We start from the raw sequence: 21,165 nt of genomic DNA on the forward strand, positions 1-21,165 counted from the left end.
GTTAGTTCAACGGATACGCGACGACGGACATCAGCGCGTTTTCCGCCTGGGTCGAATCGAGCCGGCTGTATTGAACGACGATCGGAACGTCGCTCTCGACCTCCATCGCGTACGGCACGCCGGCGGGAATGCCTTCGCCGCCTCCGGACAACGCAGCGGTGCGGATATGCTTCGTGCGCCGGCCTCCCACGACGACGGGATCGCACTCCAGAGGCTCCCGGTCTTCGAAATACGCCGTGATCTTGACGGTCGCCGGTTCCGGCAGCACGTTCAGCACGCAGACGGACTCGTGGCTGACGAGCTTCCCGGAGCTGTGCTCCGGGATGTAGCCGTCGGGAATGATCCAGCGGGTCGAACCTTTACGAATGGTCATGACGCCTGTTCCTCCCGTTTATTGAAATGGTTTGCTTTATCGCGTAAATGCCGCCGGAACGCCGCCGTCGACCGTCAGCATGCAGCCGGTCGTCTTGGCCGACTTCGACGAAGCGAAGAAAGCGACCGCTTCGGCGATATCCGCCGGGTAAATGTTCTCCAGCAAAATCGTGCGCTTGCGGTAATATTCCTCCAATTGGTCCGGTTCGATGCCGTACGCCGCGGCGCGTTCGTTGCGCCAACTGCTGTTCCAGATCTGCGACCCGGACAGAACCGCGTCGGGCAGCACCGTGTTGACGCGGATGCCGAGCGCTCCGCCTTCCGCCGCGATGCAGCGCGCCAGATGCGCTTCAAGGGCTTTGACCGAGCTGTAGGCCGTCGCGTTTTTGCCCGCGTAGATCGAGTTTTTGGAACCGATAAACACCATGCTACCGCCGACGCCCTGGGCTTTCATGATCTTGAACGCTTCGCGCGCCATCAGGAAGTAACCCGTGCCCAGCACGCTCATGTTCAGGTTCCATTCCTTCAGCGACGTCTCCTCGAACGGGCTGGACGTCGCGAGGCCGGCGTTGTTGACGAGGATGTCCACGCCGCCGTAGTACAGCGACGCTTCCGCGTAAGCCGCGGCGACCATCTCCTCGCTCGTCACGTCCGCCTTCACCGCAAGGGCGCGCCCTTCGCCGTATTTGGCGTTCAACTCGTCGGCGACCGCTTGCGCGCCTTCGAGATTCAGGTCCGCCAGCACGACATGCGCCCCTTCCGCTGCCAGACGGCGAGCCGACGCGCTGCCGATGCCGCCGGCGCCGCCCGTAATGAACGCCACCCGGCGGGAAAATTCGGCTTCGGGCGGAGCGAGCGTCAGTTTGTACAGCTCCAGCGGCCAATACTCGACGTTGTACGACTCGTTCTCGCTGAGCGATACGAACTCGCCGAGCGTCGTCGCGCCGCGCATGACCGCAACCGCGCGGTGGTACAGGGCGCCGCTGACAAGCGACATCGCCCGGCTCTTGCCGGTGTTGATCATACCGATTCCGGGGATCAGGATGACGCGCGGCGCAGGCTCGAACATGACGTCGCCTTCGTTCTTGTTGGCCTCGAAGAAAGCCTCGTATTCGCGCTTGTAGGCGGCGATTCCTTCCACGAGCGCCCGCTTCAGCGCTTCCGTGTCGCCGGATTGCGGATTCCACTCCACGAACAGCGGCTTCATTTTCGTGTGGACGAGGTGATCCGGGCAAGCCGCGCCGACCTGCGACAGCTTCGCCGAATCGCGGCCGTTCACGAATCGCAAAATATCCGCCGAATCGTCGAACGACAGCAGCATCCGCTTCTCCCTGCTGACTTCGCCGCGCACGATCGGCATCACCTCGGCCGCGATGCGGCGGCGTTCCGCCTCGGGCAGCGCCTCGTATTTCGCTCCGCCGAACAGCTTCGCTTCCTGCACGCGCGCTTCGATGTAAACCTCGGCTTCCTGGATGACGCTGATCGTCTTGCGGTAGCTTTCTTCGGACGTGTTGCCCCAGGTGACGAGACCGTGCTTCTCCATCAGCACGAGCTCCGCCTTCGGATTGTTGCGCACGCCTTCGGCGATCATCTTCGACAGCTTGAAGCCCGGACGGATGTAAGGCACCCAGACGAACCGGTCGCCGTAAATTTCCCGGGCAATGTCGCGGCCGTTCGCCGTGCAGCACAGGCTGATGATCGCGTCCGGATGCGTATGGTCAACGCAAGGGAACGGCAGGAACGCGTGCAGCAGCGTCTCGATCGAGGCGCGCGGATGCTTGGCGTCGATCATGCAGTTGGCCAGATAGGCGACCATGTCCTCGTCGCTCATGTCGTCCAGCTCGTACAGCGGCCGGATATCGTCCAGGCGCAGGCCGGTGAAATGCTGCGCCTTCATCGACGCGAGGTCGGAACCGCTTCCCTTGACATACATCACTTCGACGTCGCGGCCGCGAAAATCCTTCACGATCGTCTTGCTCGACGTGTTGCCGCCGCCCCAGTTCGCGACCGAACGGTCGCTCCCCAGCAGATTCGACCGGTAGACGAGCCTCTCCAACTCGCTCTGCAGCTTCTCCGCTTCCCCTTGCTCCCATTTGAATGCAGGCATAATTACCTCCGATTAAGTCCGTTTATTTTTGTTTATGTCTGAAATCATCATATCATGCCCGTTTTGTTTTGGAAACAGAAATTTTCGGACAAAATCGGATACATGCGCAAAAAAAGGGGGAGAACCTGCACGGAAAGCCGTCCTCCGCACGGGGCAATCCTCCACGGCAGGCCGGTCCCCTGTGCAGGCTTATCCTCTGCGTGAGCCTATTCTCTGCGGCGGTCCGTTCCTCTGCGCGAGCCCATCCTCTGTGGTGGGCCTATCCTCTCCCGGCGGCCCGTTCCTCTTGCGGCAGGCCGGAGTACGGAGGCCGCAACCGCAATAAATGTAACTGCATTTGTCGAATCCCCTTCTCTCCGCGCTGTAACCGCATTTTTTCTCGTTGGAAGCTCCCGTGTGCAGCCGATTGGACCCTTTCGACAAATGCAGCGGCAACTTTTCTCGTTACGGCCCGCCCCCCCGATGATTCCGTCCTCGCGCCAGCTTTGCCGCGATCCGGCCCTCGGACGGCAGCCTCCCCGCGCGCACGAAAAAAAACGCGCCCCCGGCCATCGCCGGCAGACGCGTTTCTCCTTATTCGCTTCCCAACAGCAGCTTCGTATACGGCGAGTCGATCGGCAGCATGATGACCGGTTCGCCCTTCAGCGTCGTCGCATAGCTTTCCAGCGTGCGGTACATGTTGTAGAAGGCGGGGTCCTTGCTGTACGCTTCGTTGTAGATCGCCGCGGCTTCCTGCTCGCCCTGGGCGATAATCTCCTTCGCTTTCGCCTCCGCTTCGGCCTTCAGCTCGACGGCCTGACGGTCCGCTCTCGCCCGGATTTTCTTCGACTCCTCGTCGCCCTCGGACAAATACTTGGTCGCGATCGCATGGCGGTCGCTGATCATCCGCTTATACACGCTCTCTTTGTTTTCCTGCGGCAGATCCGTGCGCTTGATCCGCACGTCGATGATCTCGATGCCGTAATTGTCGCGCTCCAGCACGTCTTTGACTTCCTTTGTGATCTCGTCGTTCAGGTTGCCGCGCTGCGTGTTTTCGCTGATGATATCGCCGTAGTTGGTCTCGGACAGCTTGCGGCGCACGGCGTTGTACACGGCCGCGTCGATCCGCTGCTCGCCGTTGCCGAGCGTCTTGGCGGTGCGCAGGAACTGCCGCGCGTCGGCGATTCTCCACACCGTATAGTTGTCGACCTCGATCGGTTTTTTGTCCAGCGTCAGGATCGACGCGGGCTTGCTGTCGTAGATCATCTGGTATTTCGGCAGCGACATCGTCGTCTCGATAAACGGAATCTTGAAGGCCAAGCCCGGATCGCCGTTGATGCGAACCGCCTCGCCGAACTTCAGCACGACCTTGTACTCGTTCTCCTTGACCACATAAACCGAGGCCAGCAGCAGGATCGCAGCCGCAACAGCCGCCAGCCCGAGCGCGATCTTCGTCTTTGCCGTTTTCATTTCGCCGCACCTCCCTGGGCCGCCGCGCCGCCGGTTCCGCCCGCTCCGGACGCACTCTGCCGCAACAGTTCATTTACGGGAAAATAATTGACCGTCTCGCCGCTTCCGTCCGTAATGAGGATTTTGGCGTTCGGCATCACCTTCTCCAGCGTCTCCAGCAGAAGCCGGCGCTGGGTGATGTCTTTGTTTTTGGCGTACTCCTCGTAGATCGCGTTAAACTTCGCCACGTCGCCCTGCGCGTTCAGCACGCGGGACCTTTTCATGCCTTCCGCCTGCTCGATCATCGATTGGGCGTCGCCGCGGGCTTTCGGGAGAATGTCGTTCTCGTATTGCATCGCTTCGTTGATCTTGGTGTTTTTGCCCTCGCGCGCGTTGGTGACTTCGCGGAACGCCGCCTGCACGTCGCCTTCGGGCGGTTCGATGTCCTGGAACTTCACGTCCAGCACCTGAATGCCCGTCTCGTACCGCGTCTGCATCTCGATCAGGCGTTCCTTCACCTTGCCCTGAATCTCCGTCTTGCCGTCGGTGATCGCGTAGTCGAGCGAGGTGGAGCCGATCACGGAACGGATCGCCGCGCTGGCGGCATTACGGAGAAACTGCTCCGGATCGTCGATATTGTACAAATATTTGCGCACGTCGCTGATCTTCCACTCCACCACCGCATCCGCCGACACGATATTTTCGTCCCCCGTAATCATCAGCGCCTCGGATTCCACCGGCGTGACTTCGCCGTTTTTCTCGCGATAGCCGATCTGGATGTATTGCGTCTGATTGGCGGGGACCTTCACGACCCGCTGAATCGGATACGGCAGCTTCAGATGAAGCCCCGCCGACTCCTCTCCCGTGTACTGCCCCAGCGTGATGATAGCCGCCGTCTCATGCTCCTGGACGGTGTAGAACGACGTAAAAGCCGCGATGGCGGCCAGCACGCCTCCCGCCCCGAGAGCGATTTTTCGTCCGATCCCTTTCGGCAGCTTCGGCAACTCCGGTCTGGGACTGCTTTCGTTTCGATGAAGCTCCATAGTGTGCCCTCCCCCTTGCGTTGTCGAATTTTTTATACGAACGAGACGTCTTCCGGTTTCATATCGCGGCCGGCCAAGCCGCACCGGGGCTGGTCAAAGCCCACCTGTTTTCCCTATAATAAATGCATACGATTACCGGACGACCCCGGAGGTGTCCTCTCGATGAGCCTGAACGAAAACAAAGAACCGGCCAATGCGCTGCTGCTGTTGTCGAGCCACTACAACAGCCTGACGAAAACCGAACGGAAAGTAGCGGACACCGTTCTGACCGAACCCGAAGCGTCGCTGTACATGACCTTGACCGCGCTGGCGGAGAAAGCGGGAACGGGCGAGACGACGATCCTGCGCCTCTGCCGCAAGCTCGGCTTCGAGGGCTACCAGGATTTCAAGCTGTCGCTCGCCCAGCATCTCGCACAGACGAACGCGCAGGCACAAGAACAGATCGGACATCGGGACGACCTGCCCGCCCTGATCCGCAAAATCGCCGCCAAGGACGCCGCCATGATCGACAATACGTCCGCGATGCTGAGCGCGGAGCAGGTGCAGAAAGCGGTCGATGCCATCCTGAACGCCCGCACCGTCTATCTGTTCGGCGTCGGCTCCTCCGGCAATACGGCGAAGGACGCGTTTTACCAGTTCATGCGGATGGGCCTGAGCACCTTGGCGGTTACCGATTCCCACCTGATGGCGATGAGCGCCGCTCTGGCCGGTCCCGAGGACGTCATCGTCGGCATCTCGACCTCCGGCAGCACGAAGGACCTGGTGGACGCCGTGCGGATCGCCAAGCAGAACGGCAGCTACGTGATCGCCCTGACCAGCCACGCGCGGTCGCCTCTCACCCGGCATGCCGATTCGGTGCTGCTTGCGCAATCGCGGGAGACGCCCCTGCAGGGCGGAGCGTTCTCCTCCAAAATCGCGCAAATCTATACGCTCGACGTCCTCTCGACCGCCGCCGCCATGCGGCGCGGGGAGAAGTCCGACGAAGCGAGAAGGCTTACCGCCCAGGCGGTGTCGGACAAACTGTATTGAGGCGAAGCCGGTCCGGCCGCCTCGCGCCGGCTCCCTCCGAGAAGAAAGCCTCCCGTACCGCATCAAGCGGTTCGGGAGGCTTTCGATGTTTTCCCCGTCATACGCCGGCCAGCGAATCCCAGGCCAGCTTGGCGGCGCCGAGCGAGCCGGCGCGGTTGCCGAGCGCTGCGGGGCGCACCTCGGCTTTAAACGGAGAAGCCTGAAGCGCCTCCGTCAGATACGGCCACCAATGCTCGCCCGATTCGACGACGCCCCCGCCGATCAGGATCGCCTGCGGGTCCAGGCTCTGGACGATGTTGCCGATCGCCACCGCCAGATGCTCCGCGTAGCGGCGGAACACGTCCACAACCGCCGGCTCCCCGGCCTGCAGAGCTTTAACCGCTTCCCGGCCGTCGGCGAACGTCCGCCCGGCGGCGGCCGACGCGTCCCGGACCAGCGCGGTCCCCGAAGCGTACTGCTCGAGGCAGCCGTGCCGGCCGCAGTTGCAGGCCCGGCCTCCCGGCACGAGCACGACATGCCCCCACTCACCGCCGCTGTGGTTCGCCCCGCGCACGATCCGGCCGCCGGACAGGATGGCGCCGCCGACGCCCGTGCCGAGCGTCAGCATCGCGGCATCCGTCAAGCCGCGGGCCGCGCCGGTCCAGGCTTCGCCCAGCAGCGCCGCGTTGCCGTCGTTGTCGGCGAAGGTCGGCAGGCCGAAGTTGTCCCTTCCCCATTTCGCCAGATCCGTGCCCATCCATCCCGGCAAATTGTCGGTCGCGTACACGACGACGCCCGTACGCACATCGACGCGCCCCGCCGTCCCGATGCCGATCGCCTTCGCATCGGGGCAGCGGGCGATCAGCTCGCTCGCCGTCAGGCGAAGCGAAGCCAGGATGGCGTCCCGGCCGGAAGCGGCATGAGTCGGGTGCTTCGCTTCGGCCACCGTCCGTCCCTGCTCGTCGCAGACGACGCCCTTCACCTGCGTGCCGCCGATATCCATTCCGATTACATAGGCCATTCGTATCGCTCCTCCTTCGCTGCCGCTCCCGTCAACCGCCGGTCAGACAAGCTTGACGCTTGCGTTTTTCACCGCTTCGGCATACCGGCGGGTGATCAGTTGCGGCCGCGAAATGGCCGAGCCGACCACGACGGCGTAAGCTCCCGCCTCCAGGGCGCGGGCGGCGTCCGCCGGGTCCCAGATGCGCCCTTCGGCGATAACCGGCACACCCCGCGGGGACAGCTCCCGGACCGCGTCGCGCACGAGCCCCAGATCGGGCCCTTCCAGCTTCGGCGAATACGGCGTATAGCCGGACAGCGTCGTCGATACGCAATCCGCTCCGAGCATGGCGGCTTCGACCGCTTCGTCCAGCGTGGAGATGTCCGCCATCACCAGCGCGCCCCGTGATTTGACGTAGGCGATCAGGTCCGACAGCTTTTCGCCGTTCGGACGGGGACGCAGCGTCGCGTCCAGCGCGATCATGTCCGCTCCGGCTTCGATCAATTCGTCCACCTCGCGGCGGGTCGCCGTAATATAGATCTCGCTGTCCGGATAATCGCGCTTCACCAGGCCGATGACCGGCAGGCCGGTCGCCTCGCGGATGCTGCGCACGTCGGCCCCGCTGTTGGAACGGATCGCGCAGGCGCCTCCTTCTTTGGCGGCGACCGCCATGCGGGCCATGATATAGGAGCTGTGCAGCGGTTCGTCCGGCAGCGCCTGGCACGAAACGATCAGTCCGTGTTTAATCGCATCGAAAAAAGAATGTCCGCTCAAAATGTTCTCCTCCTTATGTCTCTTCCGCCACGCAGCGGACACTCAAGCCAACCTCGAACATCCGGTTCCAGGGCAGCCGGCACGAGTCGATCACGACGCGGTACCCCGCGCCGTCGATCCGTTCGCGGACGAACGTCTCAAGATGCTCGCGCACGATCGCCGCGATCTCGCCCTGTTGGCCGTCCACCTTCTCCCGCGTATATCCCCGTTCGGCTACGGGACCCGCCGTCACGAGCTTTCTCACGTGCGAGCAGTAGCCCGCGTCTTCGGCGTAGCGGAGCGCCAGGAAATCCCGGTGCTCGTTCGTATCGCCGTAGATCAGATACAGCATCGACTGGGCGATTACCGTTCCCAGCGTGTTCGAGCTCGTATTCCAGCCCGCATAACCGGCGAGGCGGAACAGCAGGCCTTTCTCCCGCAGCAGGCGAACAAGCTGCAGATCGCCTCCGTTGGCGTACGCCACGTCCGCCACCGCCAGCGGCTTGCCCCAGCGGCGCATGGCGGCGTCGCCGAACTCGACCAGCTCCGTGACGTTGCGCATCACATCGTATCCGGCCGTCGCGGCCGGCTGATAGGCCGCTTCCGTCATCTTCTCGCCGGGCAGATTCACGAGCATCGCCAGATCGGCGTCGTTCATGGAATCGACCACGATGCCGCCCGCGGCGGTAACCTGGTACTTGAAGCTTTCGTCGAACATGCGGTCCTCGTAGGACGGAATGAGGAAAGGCCCCTTCCGGCTGGAGAACCGGGGGTAGACCGCCGGCGTCCGGCCGTGGAAGGCATTGACCATCCGGGCGAGCAGCGTGCAGCCGACCTCGTCCGCGCCCGGGTACATATACGTCCGCAGCTCGATGCCCAATTCGGCGATCGCGGCGCGAATCATGCGCTGATCGAGCGCCGTCCACCCGTAAGGCGCGGAGTCGTCCTGAGGGACGATCAGGAAGTCGATCGTCCCGTCGGCGACATACTCCAGCGCCAGCCGGTTGAGCGACGTATTCACCGCGCGGCGGTTCAAGTAGTCGGCCAGCACGTCGGCCGGCAGCCGGCGGTCCAGCTCCTGCAGCTCCCGGCGCTCCTCCCCGGAGATCAGGCCCAACTGCTCCAGGTGGCGAAGACGCCCGATCCGATGGATCTCGGCTCCCCAATCGGCGTAGTAGTCCGGCTCCTCCTCGGACGAGGAATAAGTCGGGCAGCGCATGATCAGATGGAACGCGAACAGCTTCAGCTCCGGACGCTTCCGCTTCAGGTCGCGCAGACGCCTCAGCTTCTCCGCTCCCTGCTCCGTCGTCATATCGTGCAGCCTGGACGGGATAATGCCGCCGTACAACAGCGTGTCGAGCGATAGAATCGCGCCGTCGGCTTCGCCGGCGCGCTCCAGCAGCCAGCGCCACAGCCCTTCCGTATCTCCCGGCCGCTTCATGTCCCCCATCAGCTCGATGGGCGGCCGCAGCAGGTCCACGTCGGTGCCTTTCGCCAGCAAATACGGAAAGTCGTAATTGCACGGACGCTCATCCAGAGGGACAAACAACACTTTTTTCATAGAAGTCCTCCGGTCCACATAGTAAAAACAAAGATGCCCTTGGAATTCAACCTAATCATAGCACATAAAGGCACTTCGCTCCATAATCAATATTAAAAAAAGAGTAAAAATCCAAAAAGAACAACCCCTGCTCCGCGATACGCGGGGCAGGGGTTGCCTCCTCGTTCCTGTTCGATTTTATGCCGTACCGAATCCGTTCCCGCGATCCGCTCAAGCGAGAATCCGATCGATACGCTCCAGCTCTTCCGCCGAAAACTCGAGATTGTCGAGCGCCTTGACGTTTTCCTCGACTTGGCTGACGCGGCTTGCGCCGATCAGGGCGGAGGTCAGGCGGCCGCCGCGCAGAACCCAGGCCAAAGCCATCTGCGCGAGCGACTGCCCCCGGCTCTGGGCGACTTCGTTCAGTTGCCGCAGCTTCGCGAGCTTCTCCTCCGTCAGATCCTTCTCGCTCAGGAACACGCTGGGACCGGCTGCGCGGGAATCCTTCGGCACGCCTCCCAAATATTTGTTCGTCAGCAGGCCTTGCGCCAGCGGACAGAAGGCGATGCTGCCGACCCCGTGCTCGTCCAGCACGTCCTGCAGGCCGTTCTCAATCCAGCGGTTCAGCATCGAATACGACGGCTGGTGGATCACCAGCGGCGTTCCGAGCCGCTTCAGAATTTTGGCCGCCTCGGCGGCTTCCTCCGGCTGGTAGTTCGAAATGCCGACATACAGAGCCTTGCCCTGGCGCACGATCAGGTCCAGCGCGGCCATCGTCTCCTCCAGCGGCGTGTTCGGGTCCGGACGATGGTGGTAGAAAATATCCACGTAATCGAGGCCCATCCGCTTCAGGCTCTGGTCGAGACTGGAGACGAGATATTTTTTGGAGCCCCACTCTCCGTACGGCCCCGGCCACATGCGGAATCCGGCCTTGGTGGAAATAATCAGCTCGTCGCGGTACGGCTTGAGATCCGACGCCAGCAGCTTGCCGAACATTTCCTCCGCCGAGCCCGGAGGCGGTCCGTAGTTGTTCGCCAGGTCAAAGTGCGTAATACCGAGATCGAACGCGCGGAGAATGATGCTTCTCCCGTTCTCGTACGTGTCCACTCCGCCGAAATTGTGCCACAGGCCAAGCGAGATCGCCGGCAGCAGCAAGCCGCTGCGGCCGGCCCGCCGGTACTGCATGTTATCGTATCGCGTTTCGCTCGCTATGTATCTCATCCTTTGTTTCAACCTCCGTATCCTCGTTTCCTATCGGGCGCATCCCTAGTATAGCGGAAAGAAGCGGAGCCGAAAATGACTGAAATGTTTGTTACCTAGTTACGCGCGCTTAAGCAGGCGGACGCGACGGCAACGTCTCATCGCGCGCCGGCGGGGGGCGGCATGCGCGGCGTTTTCCGCGAACGAACGACTCCCGTCCCGCCCTTCTTCCGGTTCACCAGATAAATGCTGGCGACGATCATCAGCAGGCCCGCGGCCAGCGCCGCGGTAAACGGCTCGCCGAGAAACAGCGTGCCGATCAGAATCGCCACCAGCGGGATCAGAAACGTAAAAGAAGCCATCCTCCCGGCTTCGCCCGAGTCGATCAGCCGGTAGAAGACGAGCCAGCCGAGAGCGATGACGAAGACCGAGATAAACAGCAGGTCCAGGATAAACGCGGGCTGCCAGGAGACGTCGGACCAGCTTTCGATAGCCGTGCCGGCCGCCGTCATCAGCAGGCCCCCCGCGATCATCTGGAGCGACACGAGCCAGATCGGATCAACGCGGGAGCCGACCTTTTTGACGTATACCGTTCCGGCCGCCCAGCTTAACGCCGATCCCAGGGCCAGCAGGACGCCCGCAACGGAGATGTGGCCGGACATTCCGCCGCTGCTGATGACCGCGACGCCGAAAAAGCCGAGCAGAAGCCCCGCGATTTTCACCCCGTTCATCGACTCCCCGAGCCACAGCCACGAGAACACTCCGACGAGCACGGGCTGGAGAAAGACGATGGCGGAGAACAGGCCGGACGGCAAATAGCCGAGCCCGATCGTATGCAAGCTGTAGTACAGCACGACGTTCAGCAGCGCGGAGATCATGTAGATGGGCCACGTCTCCCGGAATTTCAGCCTCCGCAGCCTCGGCAGCGCGGCGAACAGCAGAATCACTCCGGCCAGCAGCGTCCGGACGCCGGAGAACAGCATGGGCGGCATATACAGCAATCCGATTTTCGACAAAGGCCAGTTCACGCCCCATACGAGAACCAAAAACGAAATCAGCAGCGCGGTTCGGGGCTTGGATAACGGTGTCATGATTACGATTCCCCTTGGAGGCTTCGCCACACGAAGTTATGAAGCGCGTTTTGAGATTTATCATACGCCCGCCGCTTCGGAAGAGCAAACGAACGCAACGCCAAAAGCCTGCCGCCCCATTCGCGTAGGGCGGCAGGCCGATCCTGCATGGTTTCGGGTCTTTGCGTCAGAGCGCGTTCAGCTCGATCTCGAAGCCCAGATCTTCGATGATCTGGTGATCGGCCGATACGTCTTGGCCTGCCGTCGTCAAATAATCCCCGACAAATATCGAATTGGCCGCGTACAGGGACAGAGGCTGAAGCGAGCGGAGGTTGACCTCCCTGCCCCCGGCCACGCGAATTTCTTTGGACGGACAGATGAAGCGGAACAAGGCCAGCACCTTCAAGGCTTTCATCGGCGGCGTGCGGCCCGCCTGCTCCAGGGGCGTTCCCGGTATCGCGTTCAGGAAATTGACCGGGATCGAGTCGGCGTCCAAATCCCGGAGGGCGTAAGCCATCTCAACGATTTCCCGATTCGTCTCGCCCATGCCGATAATGACGCCGGAGCACGGGGACATGCCGTGCGCCTTCACCTTTTCGACGGTTTCGACGCGCTGATCGTATGTATGGGTGGTCGTGATGGACGGGTAATTCACCCTGCTGGTGTTCAGGTTATGGTTGTACCGGTGAACGCCCGCTTCCGCGAGCCGTTCGGCCTGCGAATCCTTCAGGATGCCCAGGCATGCGCATATTTTCAGCGGCATCGTCGCCCGAATCTCCCGAACCGCTTCGATCACTTGATCCAGCTCTTTGTCGGTCGGGCCTCTCCCGGATGCCACGATGCAGTACGTTCCCGCTTTGCGGGCCAGAGCTTCGCGCGCCCCCTCCAGCAGCGTTTCTTTGTCGAGGAGCGCGTATTTCTCGATCGGCGCCGTCGACACGATGGATTGCGAGCAGTAGCCGCAATCTTCGGGACAAAGGCCGCTTTTGGCGTTGATGATCATGTTCAGCTTGACTTTTTTCCCGTAAAAATGCTTTCTCACCTGATAGGCCGCCTGCAAAATCGGCAAAACCTCATCGTCGTCGGCTTCCAGAACCGAGAGCCCTTCCTCCATCGTCAAGCGTTCCCCGTTTAACGCTTTGCGGGCATAGAGCTGCCAATCCGTCCCGGCGGCAATCGTCTTCATCGCACGTTTCCTCCCATGGTTATTGTCAACTTAATGGTATTCATGAAGGTTTACAATAAGCACAGACATTTTAGCACACGGCCCGTCGCCGCGTCCACATCCGCGTGCCGCAATCGAGTAGGAGGGGGCGGCTAACCCCCGTCCTCTCACACCACCGTACATTCGGATTCGGGTTCATACCCGTTTCCACGGTTTCCACAGACACATACGCAGCCTTCTGCGAATCCACTGGTTGCCTCGAACCCAGTTCGTGTACCTTGGCCCGTGCATTTGCCTCCCGGCTTCCTTCGGATCCCGCCTCGCGACGGCCCCCCTTGCCCTTGGCTACGGCAGGCGCTCGCCAGCCCCCGTTCGGGACTTTCACCCTAAAGATGACGCCCATGCTGGGCGTACAGCAAAAAAGCGTCCGAACGGATCGGACGCTTCCATACGAATCAATTTACCGCGCGGAAACGGTAAACCTTGCTTGCAAAATCTCCGTGGAATTGCGGTACGGGAAGACCGGCGTACATCAACTCGTCCCCGCCGTACACGGCGTTGTCGTCATCCGACCGATAATTCCGCTCGGGGTCCAATCCTTTCAGGCGGAACCGTCCGAGCGGCGCGTTCGGCTCTTTCAGCACCGACACATAAACGACGAACGCCTCGCTTTTGTCCTTGGAGACGAACATCCATGCCGTATCGTTGCCTTCAAACGGACTGAGCAAACGGTAAAAATCGCCGAACTGCACCAAGTGGCGGATTTCCTTGTACAAGGCCACCTGGGCTTTCACCGTTTCTTTCTCCTCTGCGGAGAACTTGGTCAAATCCAGCTCGTAGCCGAAGTTGCCGGACAAGGCGACGTGGCCGCGGGTTTCAAGCGGCGTGACGCGGCCGACCTGATGGTTCGGCACCGCGGACACGTGCGCGCCCATGGAGCTGACCGGATATACGAGGCTGGTGCCGTACTGGATCTTCAAACGGGAGATCGCGTCCGTATTGTCGCTTGTCCACGTCTGCGGCATGTAATACAGCATGCCCGGGTCGAAGCGGCCGCCCCCGCCCGAGCAGCTTTCGAACAAAATATGGGGGAAGGCCGACGTAATCCGCTCCAGCACCTCATACAATCCGAGCATGTAGCGGTGAGCCGTTTCCCGCTGGCGCTCCGGCGGCAGCAGCGCCGAACCGATCTCCGTCATATTGCGGTTCATGTCCCATTTCACATACGTGATGGGCGCGCTCGACAAGATGTCGGATACCGCCTTCACGATATAGTCGCGGACATCGGCGCGGGACAGATCGAGAACCAACTGCTCGCGGGCCGTTGTCCGGCGCCGGTCCGGAACATGCAGGCACCAGTCGGGGTGCGCGCGGTACAGCTCGCTTTCGGGAGAGACCATTTCGGGTTCGAACCAAAGCCCGAACTGCATGTCCATCCGGCGAACGCGGCCGGCCAAGTCTTCAAGCCCGTTCGGAAGCTTGTTCCGGTCGACGAACCAATCGCCGAGCGACGTCGTATCGTCGTCCCGTCTGCCGAACCAGCCGTCGTCCAGGACGAACAGCTCGATGCCGAGCTCCTTGCCGGTTTTGGCGATCGCTTCGATCTTCTCGGCATTAAAATCGAAATAGGTCGCCTCCCAGTTGTTGACCAGAATCGGGCGCGTCCGGTCGCGGAAAGCCCCCCGGCACAGCCGGGAACGGTATAAATCGTGATAGCAACGCGACATGCCGCCGAGTCCATCCGCGGAGTATGCGAGCACGGCTTCCGGCGTCTGGAACGCTTCGCCGGGTTCGAGCCGCCAAGCGAAATCAAACGGATTGATGCCCATGAACAGGCGCGCCGTATGGAATTGATCGACTTCGACTCCCGCGGCGAAATTGCCGCTGTAGACGAAGCTGACGCCGTACACGTCGCCGTGGTCTTCCCCTGCGCCTTCGGCCAACAGCGCGATAAACGGATTTTGCGCGTGGCTGCTCGCTCCGCGGCGGCTTTCGACCGCCTGGAGGCCCGGTTCGAGCCGGCGCCGGTGAATGTAGCGTTCCCGCGTCCAGGCGCCGGACAGATGCAGCATGTCGAAACGGTCATGCGCGAAGTCGAGGCTCATGCTGTACGCCCGCAGCAGTTGGAGGGGCTCCTGGCCATTGTTGATCAACCGCGCGGATCGGGCGATGGCGTTAAAATGCTCAAACACGGTGTAAGACAGCACAACCGTCAATCCCGTCAAGGCGTCCTTCAACGTCAGCTCCAGCGTCTCCGCCTCGTCATCGCTTTCCACATAAGTGGCGGGCAACCCGGGCAGCTTCGGCTTCCCCTTGCGGATGGCGTGCGACTCGTACAGCAGATCCGTCACCGTCGATCCGTTCGGAAGCATCGCCTGGTACGCGGGCATGCGGAAGTCGGAATTGCCGTAACCCGGATATTCGTGCGGCAGCGTATCCAGGGATAACGGCGGATCGCCCGGCTCGGTGGCCGGAGAGAACGAGCTTCGCCACGTCATCTCCAGCAGACGGTCCAATTGAAGGCCGCGAACGCGGCGGCCCCAATACAAGTGGGCGGGATAACCCGATTTGACGATTTGAATGACATAACTCGTATCCGCGGCTTGCAAATGGAATAATTTCCGTTCCTTGTCGTAGTGAATACCCATCGCTGATTCCTCCTACTCCTCCCATACCGGCTTCATGACCCACGCTTCGAGGGAGGCGACTTCCAAACCGCCGCTTCCGAAGGAGAAAAGGGAAACCCGGCTGCTGTCCTCTCTCATGGGATATACCCGGGCGGAAAGACATACTTCTTCATTGATGAATACTTCCAGTGTCGATCGGTCCAGAAAGAGGCGCAGCCGGAGATCGCCCTCCCCGTCTTGCGGGAGATCGGCCGCCAAAGCGTGCCGGTGGGTTCCGGCGTCAAGACTGGACTTCGCCCGATGCAGCACCGCCTGCTTCCGGCTTCGATCGATTTCCAGCACCGTCTCTTCTTCCCCGTCAGGCGAGCGGAACAAGCGCAGTCCGATCCCTCCTTCATTCGGTTCGTCCGTTTTCAGGACAAGCGACAGCTCCAACGACTGGCCTGCGATATCCGTCTCCACTTCCCCTGTGACCGCGAACGGTCCCCGTTTCCAATGGCGTCCGCGCAGAACGTTTAACTCCGGGATCGGCTCGGCACGCAGCCGCAAGGTGTCCGGGTCCAAAGTCAACACCCGCGGCAGCGCATGCACGCCCGACCAGCCGCGGATCAGCGAACTTGTTCCCCGCGCGCTGTCCGGCATCCAACCGAGCAGGATGCGCCGCCCGCGATCGTCTTCGAACGTGGTGGCGGCATAAAACCCTTCCCGGCCGCCGTAATCGAGGATTCCTTCACGCTCGGCGACGAACCGGAAATTTTCGGTCAGCTCCCCCACCCTGTACCGGACCCGGTTGTCGGCGTCGTCCGGGGAATAGGTCAACACCCACTTGCCGCCAAGCCGGAACAGATTGGGGCATTCCCAGACGCGGGCTTCGCCTTCGGCCGCGATGCCGAGGAATTCCCACTTCAACAAATCGGGAGAGCGGTACAGAACGGCGCAGCCTCTTCCGCCGTGCGTGCCTCCGCAAACCATATGCCAGAGGCCGTCTTCCCTCTTCCACACGTACGGATCGCGCCATTCCCGGATATCGAGATCTCCGTGGATATCGGAGGTGAGGATCGGGTTGATTCCTTCTCCCGGCTTCTCCCACTTCAGCCATTCCGCATCCCCGTAAGCGATCCACTGCTGCGCGCCCGTCGTCGGATTGCGGTCGCCCGGGCCGATGCTCGTGTACAAGATCGCCGGCCTGCCCTCATGTACGACAGTGCAGCCGGAGAAGCAATGCTGCTCCCCCCGTTCTTCGGAAGGGTACAGGGCGACGGGAAGATGCTCCCAATGAACGAGGTCCTTGCTTTTGGCATGTCCCCAGTGAATCGTGCCCCATTCGTCGCCATTCGGATTATATTGATAGAACAGATGATATTCGCCGTTAACGGCGATCGGCCCGTTCGGATCGTTCATCCAATTGCGCGCAGGACGAAAATGATAAGCCGGTCTGAATGAATTCATCTTGTCGCTTCGACTCCTTGCGATTTTTCCTTGATCCGCATGCGGCTTATTTCACCGCGCCCCGGGTCACCCCGTCGATAATCCAGCGCTGCGCGAACACATAGACGAGCACCATGGGCGCCAAGGCCAGCAGGTACGAGGCGAACGCGTAGTTGTACTCCACGCCGAATTTCGACTGAAACACGTACTGCGCGAGCGGCAGCGTCGTCATATGAGGCTTGCTTAGGATGACCAGCGGCAGCAGGAAGTCATTCCACGCCCAGATGCAGGTCAAAATCGCAACGGTCGCGTTAATCGGGCCGAGCAGCGGAAATATAATGCGCCAGAATGTTCCCCATATACTCGCCCCGTCGATTTTCGCCGCTTCCTCCAGTTCCCGCGGCAAGCTCTTCAAGTACCCGACATACAGGAAAATGTTGAACGACAGTCCGTAAACGATATATAAAAGGATCAGGCCAACCGGATTGTTCATGCCTAGCTGCGCCGTTTCCTTGACGATCGGCAGCATGATGATCGGGAACGGCACGAACAAGGCGCTTACGAAGTAGTAATACAACCCCTTGAACAACTTGCGGTCCATGTTGCGCGAGATGGCGTACGCCACCATCGAATTCGTCAGCAGGGTGAAAATAACGGAAAACACCGTGATGACCGCGCTGTTCCGGAACGCCTGAAAGAAATTCGTCATCCGGACCGCTTCCGCAAAATTGCCCCAATGCCACTCGTCGGGCCACGCCAGCACGGATTGTGCGATTTGCTGGGGACTTTTCACCGCGATCATAACCGCCATATACAGCGGCAGCAGCACAATCAGCGATCCCAGAGCGATCAACGCGGTAATCGGCCAATTCGTCCGGTTCTCGTTCATCCCAAATCCATCTCCCGTCTTTGCAAAAATTTCAGTTGGATCACGGAAATGAACACGATGATGATGAAATACACGACCGCATTCGCCGACTGATAAGCGAACGAACCGCCCTGGAAACCGTCGGTATAAATCAGATACGAAATGGACATCGTCGCTTTTCCGGGACCGCCCCCGGTCAAAGCCACGATCTGGTCGAACACCATCAGGAAGTTTTTCATCGCCAGCACCATATTGATGGTGAAGAACGGCGCGATCATCGGGAACGTGATGCTCCAGAACTCCCTCCATTTTCCCGCGCCGTCCAGGCTGGAGGCTTCGTACAAATCGGACGGAATCGTCTGCAGACCTGCTAGATACAACATGATGTTAAACGCCGTCGCCTGCCATACCGTGACGATCACGACGCCGATCCACGCCGTATTCTCTTTGCCGAGGATGTTAAACGCCAGGCTATCCAAGCCCATGCGTTCGAACGCGTCCGGAAACACATTGGAAAACAGATAGTTGAAGATAAAGCCGATAATCAGCATGCTGAGTACGTTCGGCAAAAAGTAGACGCCCCGAAAGAAATTTTTCAACCGGATTCGGGCATTCAGGCCCATAGCCACAACCAGGCTGATCGTGTTGACGATCACGGTGGTCAGGAGGGCGAATTTGATCGTGAACCCGTAAGCGTCGAGCACGTTGCCGTCCCGGAACACGTTGAGGTAATTTCTCAGTCCCACAAAGTCGTAATCCGGAGACAAGCCGTTCCAGTTCGTAAAACTGTAGAAAATGCCCATAAGCACGGGATACGTATGGAAGACGAAAAAGATGGCGACGGCGGGCACCACCATCCAATAATATGTTTTCATGCTGCTTCGCATCGGAAAAACCCCTTCGCCAAAATCAGAGGGATGAAACGGGAAGAAGCTTCGTCCCGTTTCATCCCCGCTGCTGCCTCAAGCCATCACCGTTTTTGCGCTTTGTCCCATTCCGCGTCCATTTTTTTCAGGAAGCCGTCCGCGTCTTTCTTCAGGATCGCTTCCTGCAGCAGTTGGTCCAGCTTCATGCTGCTCGGGATATAGTGGTCCGGGAAATCGGCGACCGCGCCTTTCTCGATCACCGGCTTCAAGTCGGAGACGGAAGCATCCTCCTGAACCACGCCTTTGACGGCCGAGAACGATTTTTGCTGATCGATGTATGTCTTGGACGTCTCGGCACGGATCAGGAAATTGATGAACTTCTTCGCCTCTTCCGGATGCTTCGTCGAAGCGGACATCGTCACGAGCAGGTCGACCCCGGACACGAGCAGATTTTGATCCGGATCGTTGGAGGCCGGGAGCGGGAACACGCCGAGCTCGATGTTCGGGTTCGCTTTCTTGATTTCCGGGATCGCCCATACGCCTTGCAGATACATGGCCGATTCGCCGTTTGCGAACGCTACGTTCCCGTCGTTGTAGCCTTTGCCGAAAAGGTCTTTTTGGCCGTACTGCATAAGCTGCAGGTATTTCTCCGCGATTTCCTTGTACCCGGCGGCAAACGTCGTCTGCCCGGCTTTGCGCTTCTCGAAGAAGCGGTCCTCCTGCAGGCTCGCCGCGATGGCGTTGAAGGAAGGCAGCGTGGTCCAGGAATCTTTAAACGTAAAATAAAAGGGCAGTTTGCCGGCCGCCTGAATTTTTTGGCAGATCGCGATGAACTCGTCCCACGTCTTCGGAACGGACAGATTCAACTCTTTGAAAATCGTTTTGTTGTAAATGACCCCGTTGGCGTTGGCCGCATACGGAATCGCATAAGCGTTGTCCGTACCCGCCACGTCCTTGATCATCTGCACGTAAGCTTCCTGGATGTTGGCCAGCTCCGGCGCTCCCGTGAAGTCGGCGAATACGCCGGACTGCGCAAGAGAAGCATAGACGTTGTCTCCGCCGATCGCGATCACGTCCGGAACGTCGCCGCGGGCCACGTTTGTTTTCAAGACAGTGGACGCATCCGGAGGGTTGTTGTGCACCACTTTGATATTCGGGTTCTGAGCTTCGAACTGCTTGATCAGTTCATCGAAGGTCCCCCGGGCTTCCGGTTTATATTGGAAAAATTGGATTTCTACCTGTTTGCCTGCAGCGCTTTCATCTTTGGCGCCGCCAGTTCCGCCTGCGCCGCAGCCCGCGACGGATGCCGCGGTCAAGACGCAGACGGAGAAAGTCGTCCATTTCTTGTTCATTCGCATTCTCCCCTTGGCGCATGAAATGGTGTTTGAATTCGGTCTCTTTGTTCTTTACAATAGATAGCGGATTATATTTTTTCTTTTGCACCCGGGCCTTCCGGCCTGGGCTTTTTTTTGTTACCGGCCCTTACGCATCGATCATCCCCTTTCAAGCGGGAAGCTGCGGATGCTTCCGTGCGGATTCGAATTCGCATCCGCATCGGGATCATCCCCCGCCGCCGCAGCTATCCCGAACGACAAGCGTCGTGGCGACGGTGACGTGAAGAGGCACTTCCCTCCCTTCCAGCCGTTCCAGCAGCAACTGCACAGCCGTTTTTCCCAATTGTTCGGGATATACTTTCACCGTCGTCAACGGCGGGTTCACATAAGCGGAAACTTCGATATCGTCGAAACCGACGATCGCCATTTCTTCCGGCACCTTCACGCCCTGTTCGTGCAAGGCGCGGAGCGCGCCGATCGCCATCGGGTCGCTGGCGATGAAGCAAGCGGTCGGACGGTTCGGCTGCTTCAGCATCTCCCGCATGATTTCATAACCGCTGTTCGTCGTCCATTCGCCGGTATGGACGAATTCCGGTTTCAACCATCCCTTCTCCTTCATGATCCGTTCGAAATGAACTCTTCTCGGATCGTTCACCGGCTGTCCTTTGTGATCGGGACCCAGCTTGTAAATATGCTCGTTCCCGCCAATGTAACCGATTTCGGTATGGCCCAGGGAAAAGAGATGATTCATGACGTCTTCGACCGCTTGCTTGAAATACAGCTTCACCGAATCGTAACCCTTGAGATCTTCCGTATGATTTACTAAAACAACCGCGTTTTTATTGCGAAACAATTTGGATATGTCCTGTTCGTCAACCGAACCGACCACGATCAAGCCGTCCAAATGATCCATCGGCTGGATATCGGGCTGGCTGTTCCCCCGCATGACTTTTCCGATGGCGATGCCCAGCTCCTCGCACCGCATCTCGATGCCTCTCCGGATGGAGAGGAAGTAGGGATCGTGCTTCTCGTCTTCCGGCGTCGCCCACAGAAAAAGACCGATTTCCTTGCGCGACAGGCGGTTTTCATTTTTCAGGCGTTTGATCCGGGAAGGCTTGTAATTTAATTGCTCGGCGATCATGAAGATGCGTTCCCGCGTTTCCTCGCTGACCGACAGCGAGGCGTCGTTGTTCAGCACCCGCGATACCGTTGCGGCGGATACATGGGCTTGTTGGGCGATATCTTTTATGGTAGCCATTTCGGATCTCCGTTTTTTAGTTAATATTTTTACTAAATCCAATATCATAGTAACAAATAAACGCTTCGTTTACAACTGTTTTTTGCCGATGCGCCGGG

The 21,165-nt window shown here is 59.9% G+C and carries 17 protein-coding genes; 1 reads left to right on the plus strand and 16 read right to left on the minus strand.

Features of this window, described 5'->3' with window-relative positions:
* Position 1: 1 nt before the first annotated feature.
* The 4 genes from FE781_RS05765 to hflK form a co-directional block, all read right to left on the minus strand.
* Positions 2-373, minus strand: coding sequence for a sensory rhodopsin transducer (locus FE781_RS05765; protein ID WP_138788645.1), 372 nt, complete (start codon positions 371-373; stop codon positions 2-4).
* A gap of 36 nt (positions 374-409) precedes the next feature.
* Positions 410-2,479, minus strand: a complete 2,070-nt coding sequence (locus FE781_RS05770) for a bifunctional aldolase/short-chain dehydrogenase (RefSeq protein WP_138788646.1) — start codon at positions 2,477-2,479, stop codon at positions 410-412.
* 573 nt (positions 2,480-3,052) lie between these two features.
* On the minus strand, positions 3,053-3,928 hold the full coding sequence (gene hflC / locus FE781_RS05775; RefSeq protein WP_138788647.1) for a protease modulator HflC: 876 nt from the start codon (positions 3,926-3,928) through the stop codon (positions 3,053-3,055).
* The gene (hflK, locus tag FE781_RS05780; protein WP_138788648.1) at positions 3,925-4,950 is read right to left on the minus strand and encodes an FtsH protease activity modulator HflK; all 1,026 of its coding nucleotides are present in this window, start codon (positions 4,948-4,950) and stop codon (positions 3,925-3,927) included. Before hflK ends, hflC begins: the two co-directional genes overlap by 4 nt.
* A gap of 162 nt (positions 4,951-5,112) precedes the next feature.
* On the opposite strand from hflK, the gene FE781_RS05785 reads away from it, so the two are divergent.
* Positions 5,113-5,979, plus strand: coding sequence for a MurR/RpiR family transcriptional regulator (locus FE781_RS05785; protein ID WP_138788649.1), 867 nt, complete (start codon positions 5,113-5,115; stop codon positions 5,977-5,979).
* Positions 5,980-6,076: 97 nt separating this feature from the next.
* Here the strand turns inward: FE781_RS05785 and FE781_RS05790 are convergent, their stop codons facing one another.
* The 12 genes from FE781_RS05790 to FE781_RS05850 all read right to left on the minus strand — a co-directional run bounded on the left by FE781_RS05790 (position 6,077) and on the right by FE781_RS05850 (position 21,067).
* Entirely contained in the window at positions 6,077-6,979 is a 903-nt protein-coding gene (locus FE781_RS05790) for an ROK family protein (RefSeq protein ID WP_138788650.1), read from the minus strand.
* 42 nt (positions 6,980-7,021) lie between these two features.
* Positions 7,022-7,732: an N-acetylmannosamine-6-phosphate 2-epimerase gene (locus FE781_RS05795; protein WP_246068059.1), complete on the minus strand. Its 711-nt coding sequence runs from the start codon at positions 7,730-7,732 to the stop codon at positions 7,022-7,024.
* A gap of 13 nt (positions 7,733-7,745) precedes the next feature.
* Positions 7,746-9,272 (minus strand): DUF4127 family protein, encoded by a 1,527-nt coding sequence (locus FE781_RS05800; RefSeq protein ID WP_138788651.1) that lies wholly within the window; start codon positions 9,270-9,272, stop codon positions 7,746-7,748.
* Positions 9,273-9,482: 210 nt separating this feature from the next.
* Complete coding sequence (gene mgrA, locus FE781_RS05805; RefSeq protein ID WP_138788652.1) at positions 9,483-10,472, minus strand: L-glyceraldehyde 3-phosphate reductase; 990 nt, start codon at positions 10,470-10,472, stop codon at positions 9,483-9,485.
* Between the two features lie 137 nt (positions 10,473-10,609).
* On the minus strand, positions 10,610-11,542 hold the full coding sequence (locus FE781_RS05810) for a DMT family transporter (protein WP_138788653.1): 933 nt from the start codon (positions 11,540-11,542) through the stop codon (positions 10,610-10,612).
* A gap of 166 nt (positions 11,543-11,708) precedes the next feature.
* Positions 11,709-12,707, minus strand: coding sequence for a biotin synthase BioB (bioB, locus tag FE781_RS05815; RefSeq protein ID WP_138788654.1), 999 nt, complete (start codon positions 12,705-12,707; stop codon positions 11,709-11,711).
* Between the two features lie 434 nt (positions 12,708-13,141).
* Positions 13,142-15,334, minus strand: a complete 2,193-nt coding sequence (locus FE781_RS05825; protein ID WP_138788655.1) for an alpha-galactosidase — start codon at positions 15,332-15,334, stop codon at positions 13,142-13,144.
* Positions 15,335-15,346: 12 nt separating this feature from the next.
* Positions 15,347-16,762, minus strand: coding sequence for a glycoside hydrolase family 32 protein (locus FE781_RS05830; protein ID WP_138788656.1), 1,416 nt, complete (start codon positions 16,760-16,762; stop codon positions 15,347-15,349).
* A gap of 46 nt (positions 16,763-16,808) precedes the next feature.
* Entirely contained in the window at positions 16,809-17,630 is an 822-nt protein-coding gene (locus FE781_RS05835; protein WP_138788657.1) for a carbohydrate ABC transporter permease, read from the minus strand.
* Positions 17,627-18,496, minus strand: a complete 870-nt coding sequence (locus tag FE781_RS05840; protein ID WP_138788658.1) for a carbohydrate ABC transporter permease — start codon at positions 18,494-18,496, stop codon at positions 17,627-17,629. The genes FE781_RS05835 and FE781_RS05840 overlap by 4 nt, the downstream gene beginning before the upstream one ends.
* Before the next feature lie 83 nt (positions 18,497-18,579).
* Positions 18,580-19,827, minus strand: a complete 1,248-nt coding sequence (locus FE781_RS05845; RefSeq protein WP_246068060.1) for an ABC transporter substrate-binding protein — start codon at positions 19,825-19,827, stop codon at positions 18,580-18,582.
* 208 nt (positions 19,828-20,035) lie between these two features.
* On the minus strand, positions 20,036-21,067 hold the full coding sequence (locus FE781_RS05850) for a LacI family DNA-binding transcriptional regulator (protein WP_138788660.1): 1,032 nt from the start codon (positions 21,065-21,067) through the stop codon (positions 20,036-20,038).
* Positions 21,068-21,165 lie beyond the last annotated feature (98 nt).

This window comes from Paenibacillus thermoaerophilus, assembly GCF_005938195.1.
In the GTDB taxonomy this organism is placed as follows: domain Bacteria; phylum Bacillota; class Bacilli; order Paenibacillales; family Reconciliibacillaceae; genus Paenibacillus_W; species Paenibacillus_W thermoaerophilus.

Bases quoted from the DNA above. Each gene is read 5' to 3' on its own strand.
- FE781_RS05790 (WP_138788650.1), bottom strand. From the start codon at position 6,979: ATGGCCTATGTAATCGGAATGGATATCGGCGGCACGCAGGTGAAGGGC.
- FE781_RS05845 (WP_246068060.1), bottom strand. From the start codon at position 19,827: ATGAACAAGAAATGGACGACTTTCTCCGTCTGCGTCTTGACCGCGGCA.
- FE781_RS05830 (WP_138788656.1), bottom strand. From the start codon at position 16,762: ATGAATTCATTCAGACCGGCTTATCATTTTCGTCCTGCGCGCAATTGG.
- FE781_RS05810 (WP_138788653.1), bottom strand. From the start codon at position 11,542: ATGACACCGTTATCCAAGCCCCGAACCGCGCTGCTGATTTCGTTTTTG.
- hflK (WP_138788648.1), bottom strand. From the start codon at position 4,950: ATGGAGCTTCATCGAAACGAAAGCAGTCCCAGACCGGAGTTGCCGAAG.
- FE781_RS05765 (WP_138788645.1), bottom strand. From the start codon at position 373: ATGACCATTCGTAAAGGTTCGACCCGCTGGATCATTCCCGACGGCTAC.
- FE781_RS05835 (WP_138788657.1), bottom strand. From the start codon at position 17,630: ATGAACGAGAACCGGACGAATTGGCCGATTACCGCGTTGATCGCTCTG.
- FE781_RS05770 (WP_138788646.1), bottom strand. From the start codon at position 2,479: ATGCCTGCATTCAAATGGGAGCAAGGGGAAGCGGAGAAGCTGCAGAGC.
- FE781_RS05785 (WP_138788649.1), top strand. From the start codon at position 5,113: ATGAGCCTGAACGAAAACAAAGAACCGGCCAATGCGCTGCTGCTGTTG.
- hflC (WP_138788647.1), bottom strand. From the start codon at position 3,928: ATGAAAACGGCAAAGACGAAGATCGCGCTCGGGCTGGCGGCTGTTGCG.
- mgrA (WP_138788652.1), bottom strand. From the start codon at position 10,472: ATGAGATACATAGCGAGCGAAACGCGATACGATAACATGCAGTACCGG.
- FE781_RS05800 (WP_138788651.1), bottom strand. From the start codon at position 9,272: ATGAAAAAAGTGTTGTTTGTCCCTCTGGATGAGCGTCCGTGCAATTAC.
- FE781_RS05850 (WP_138788660.1), bottom strand. From the start codon at position 21,067: ATGGCTACCATAAAAGATATCGCCCAACAAGCCCATGTATCCGCCGCA.
- FE781_RS05825 (WP_138788655.1), bottom strand. From the start codon at position 15,334: ATGGGTATTCACTACGACAAGGAACGGAAATTATTCCATTTGCAAGCC.
- FE781_RS05840 (WP_138788658.1), bottom strand. From the start codon at position 18,496: ATGCGAAGCAGCATGAAAACATATTATTGGATGGTGGTGCCCGCCGTC.
- bioB (WP_138788654.1), bottom strand. From the start codon at position 12,707: ATGAAGACGATTGCCGCCGGGACGGATTGGCAGCTCTATGCCCGCAAA.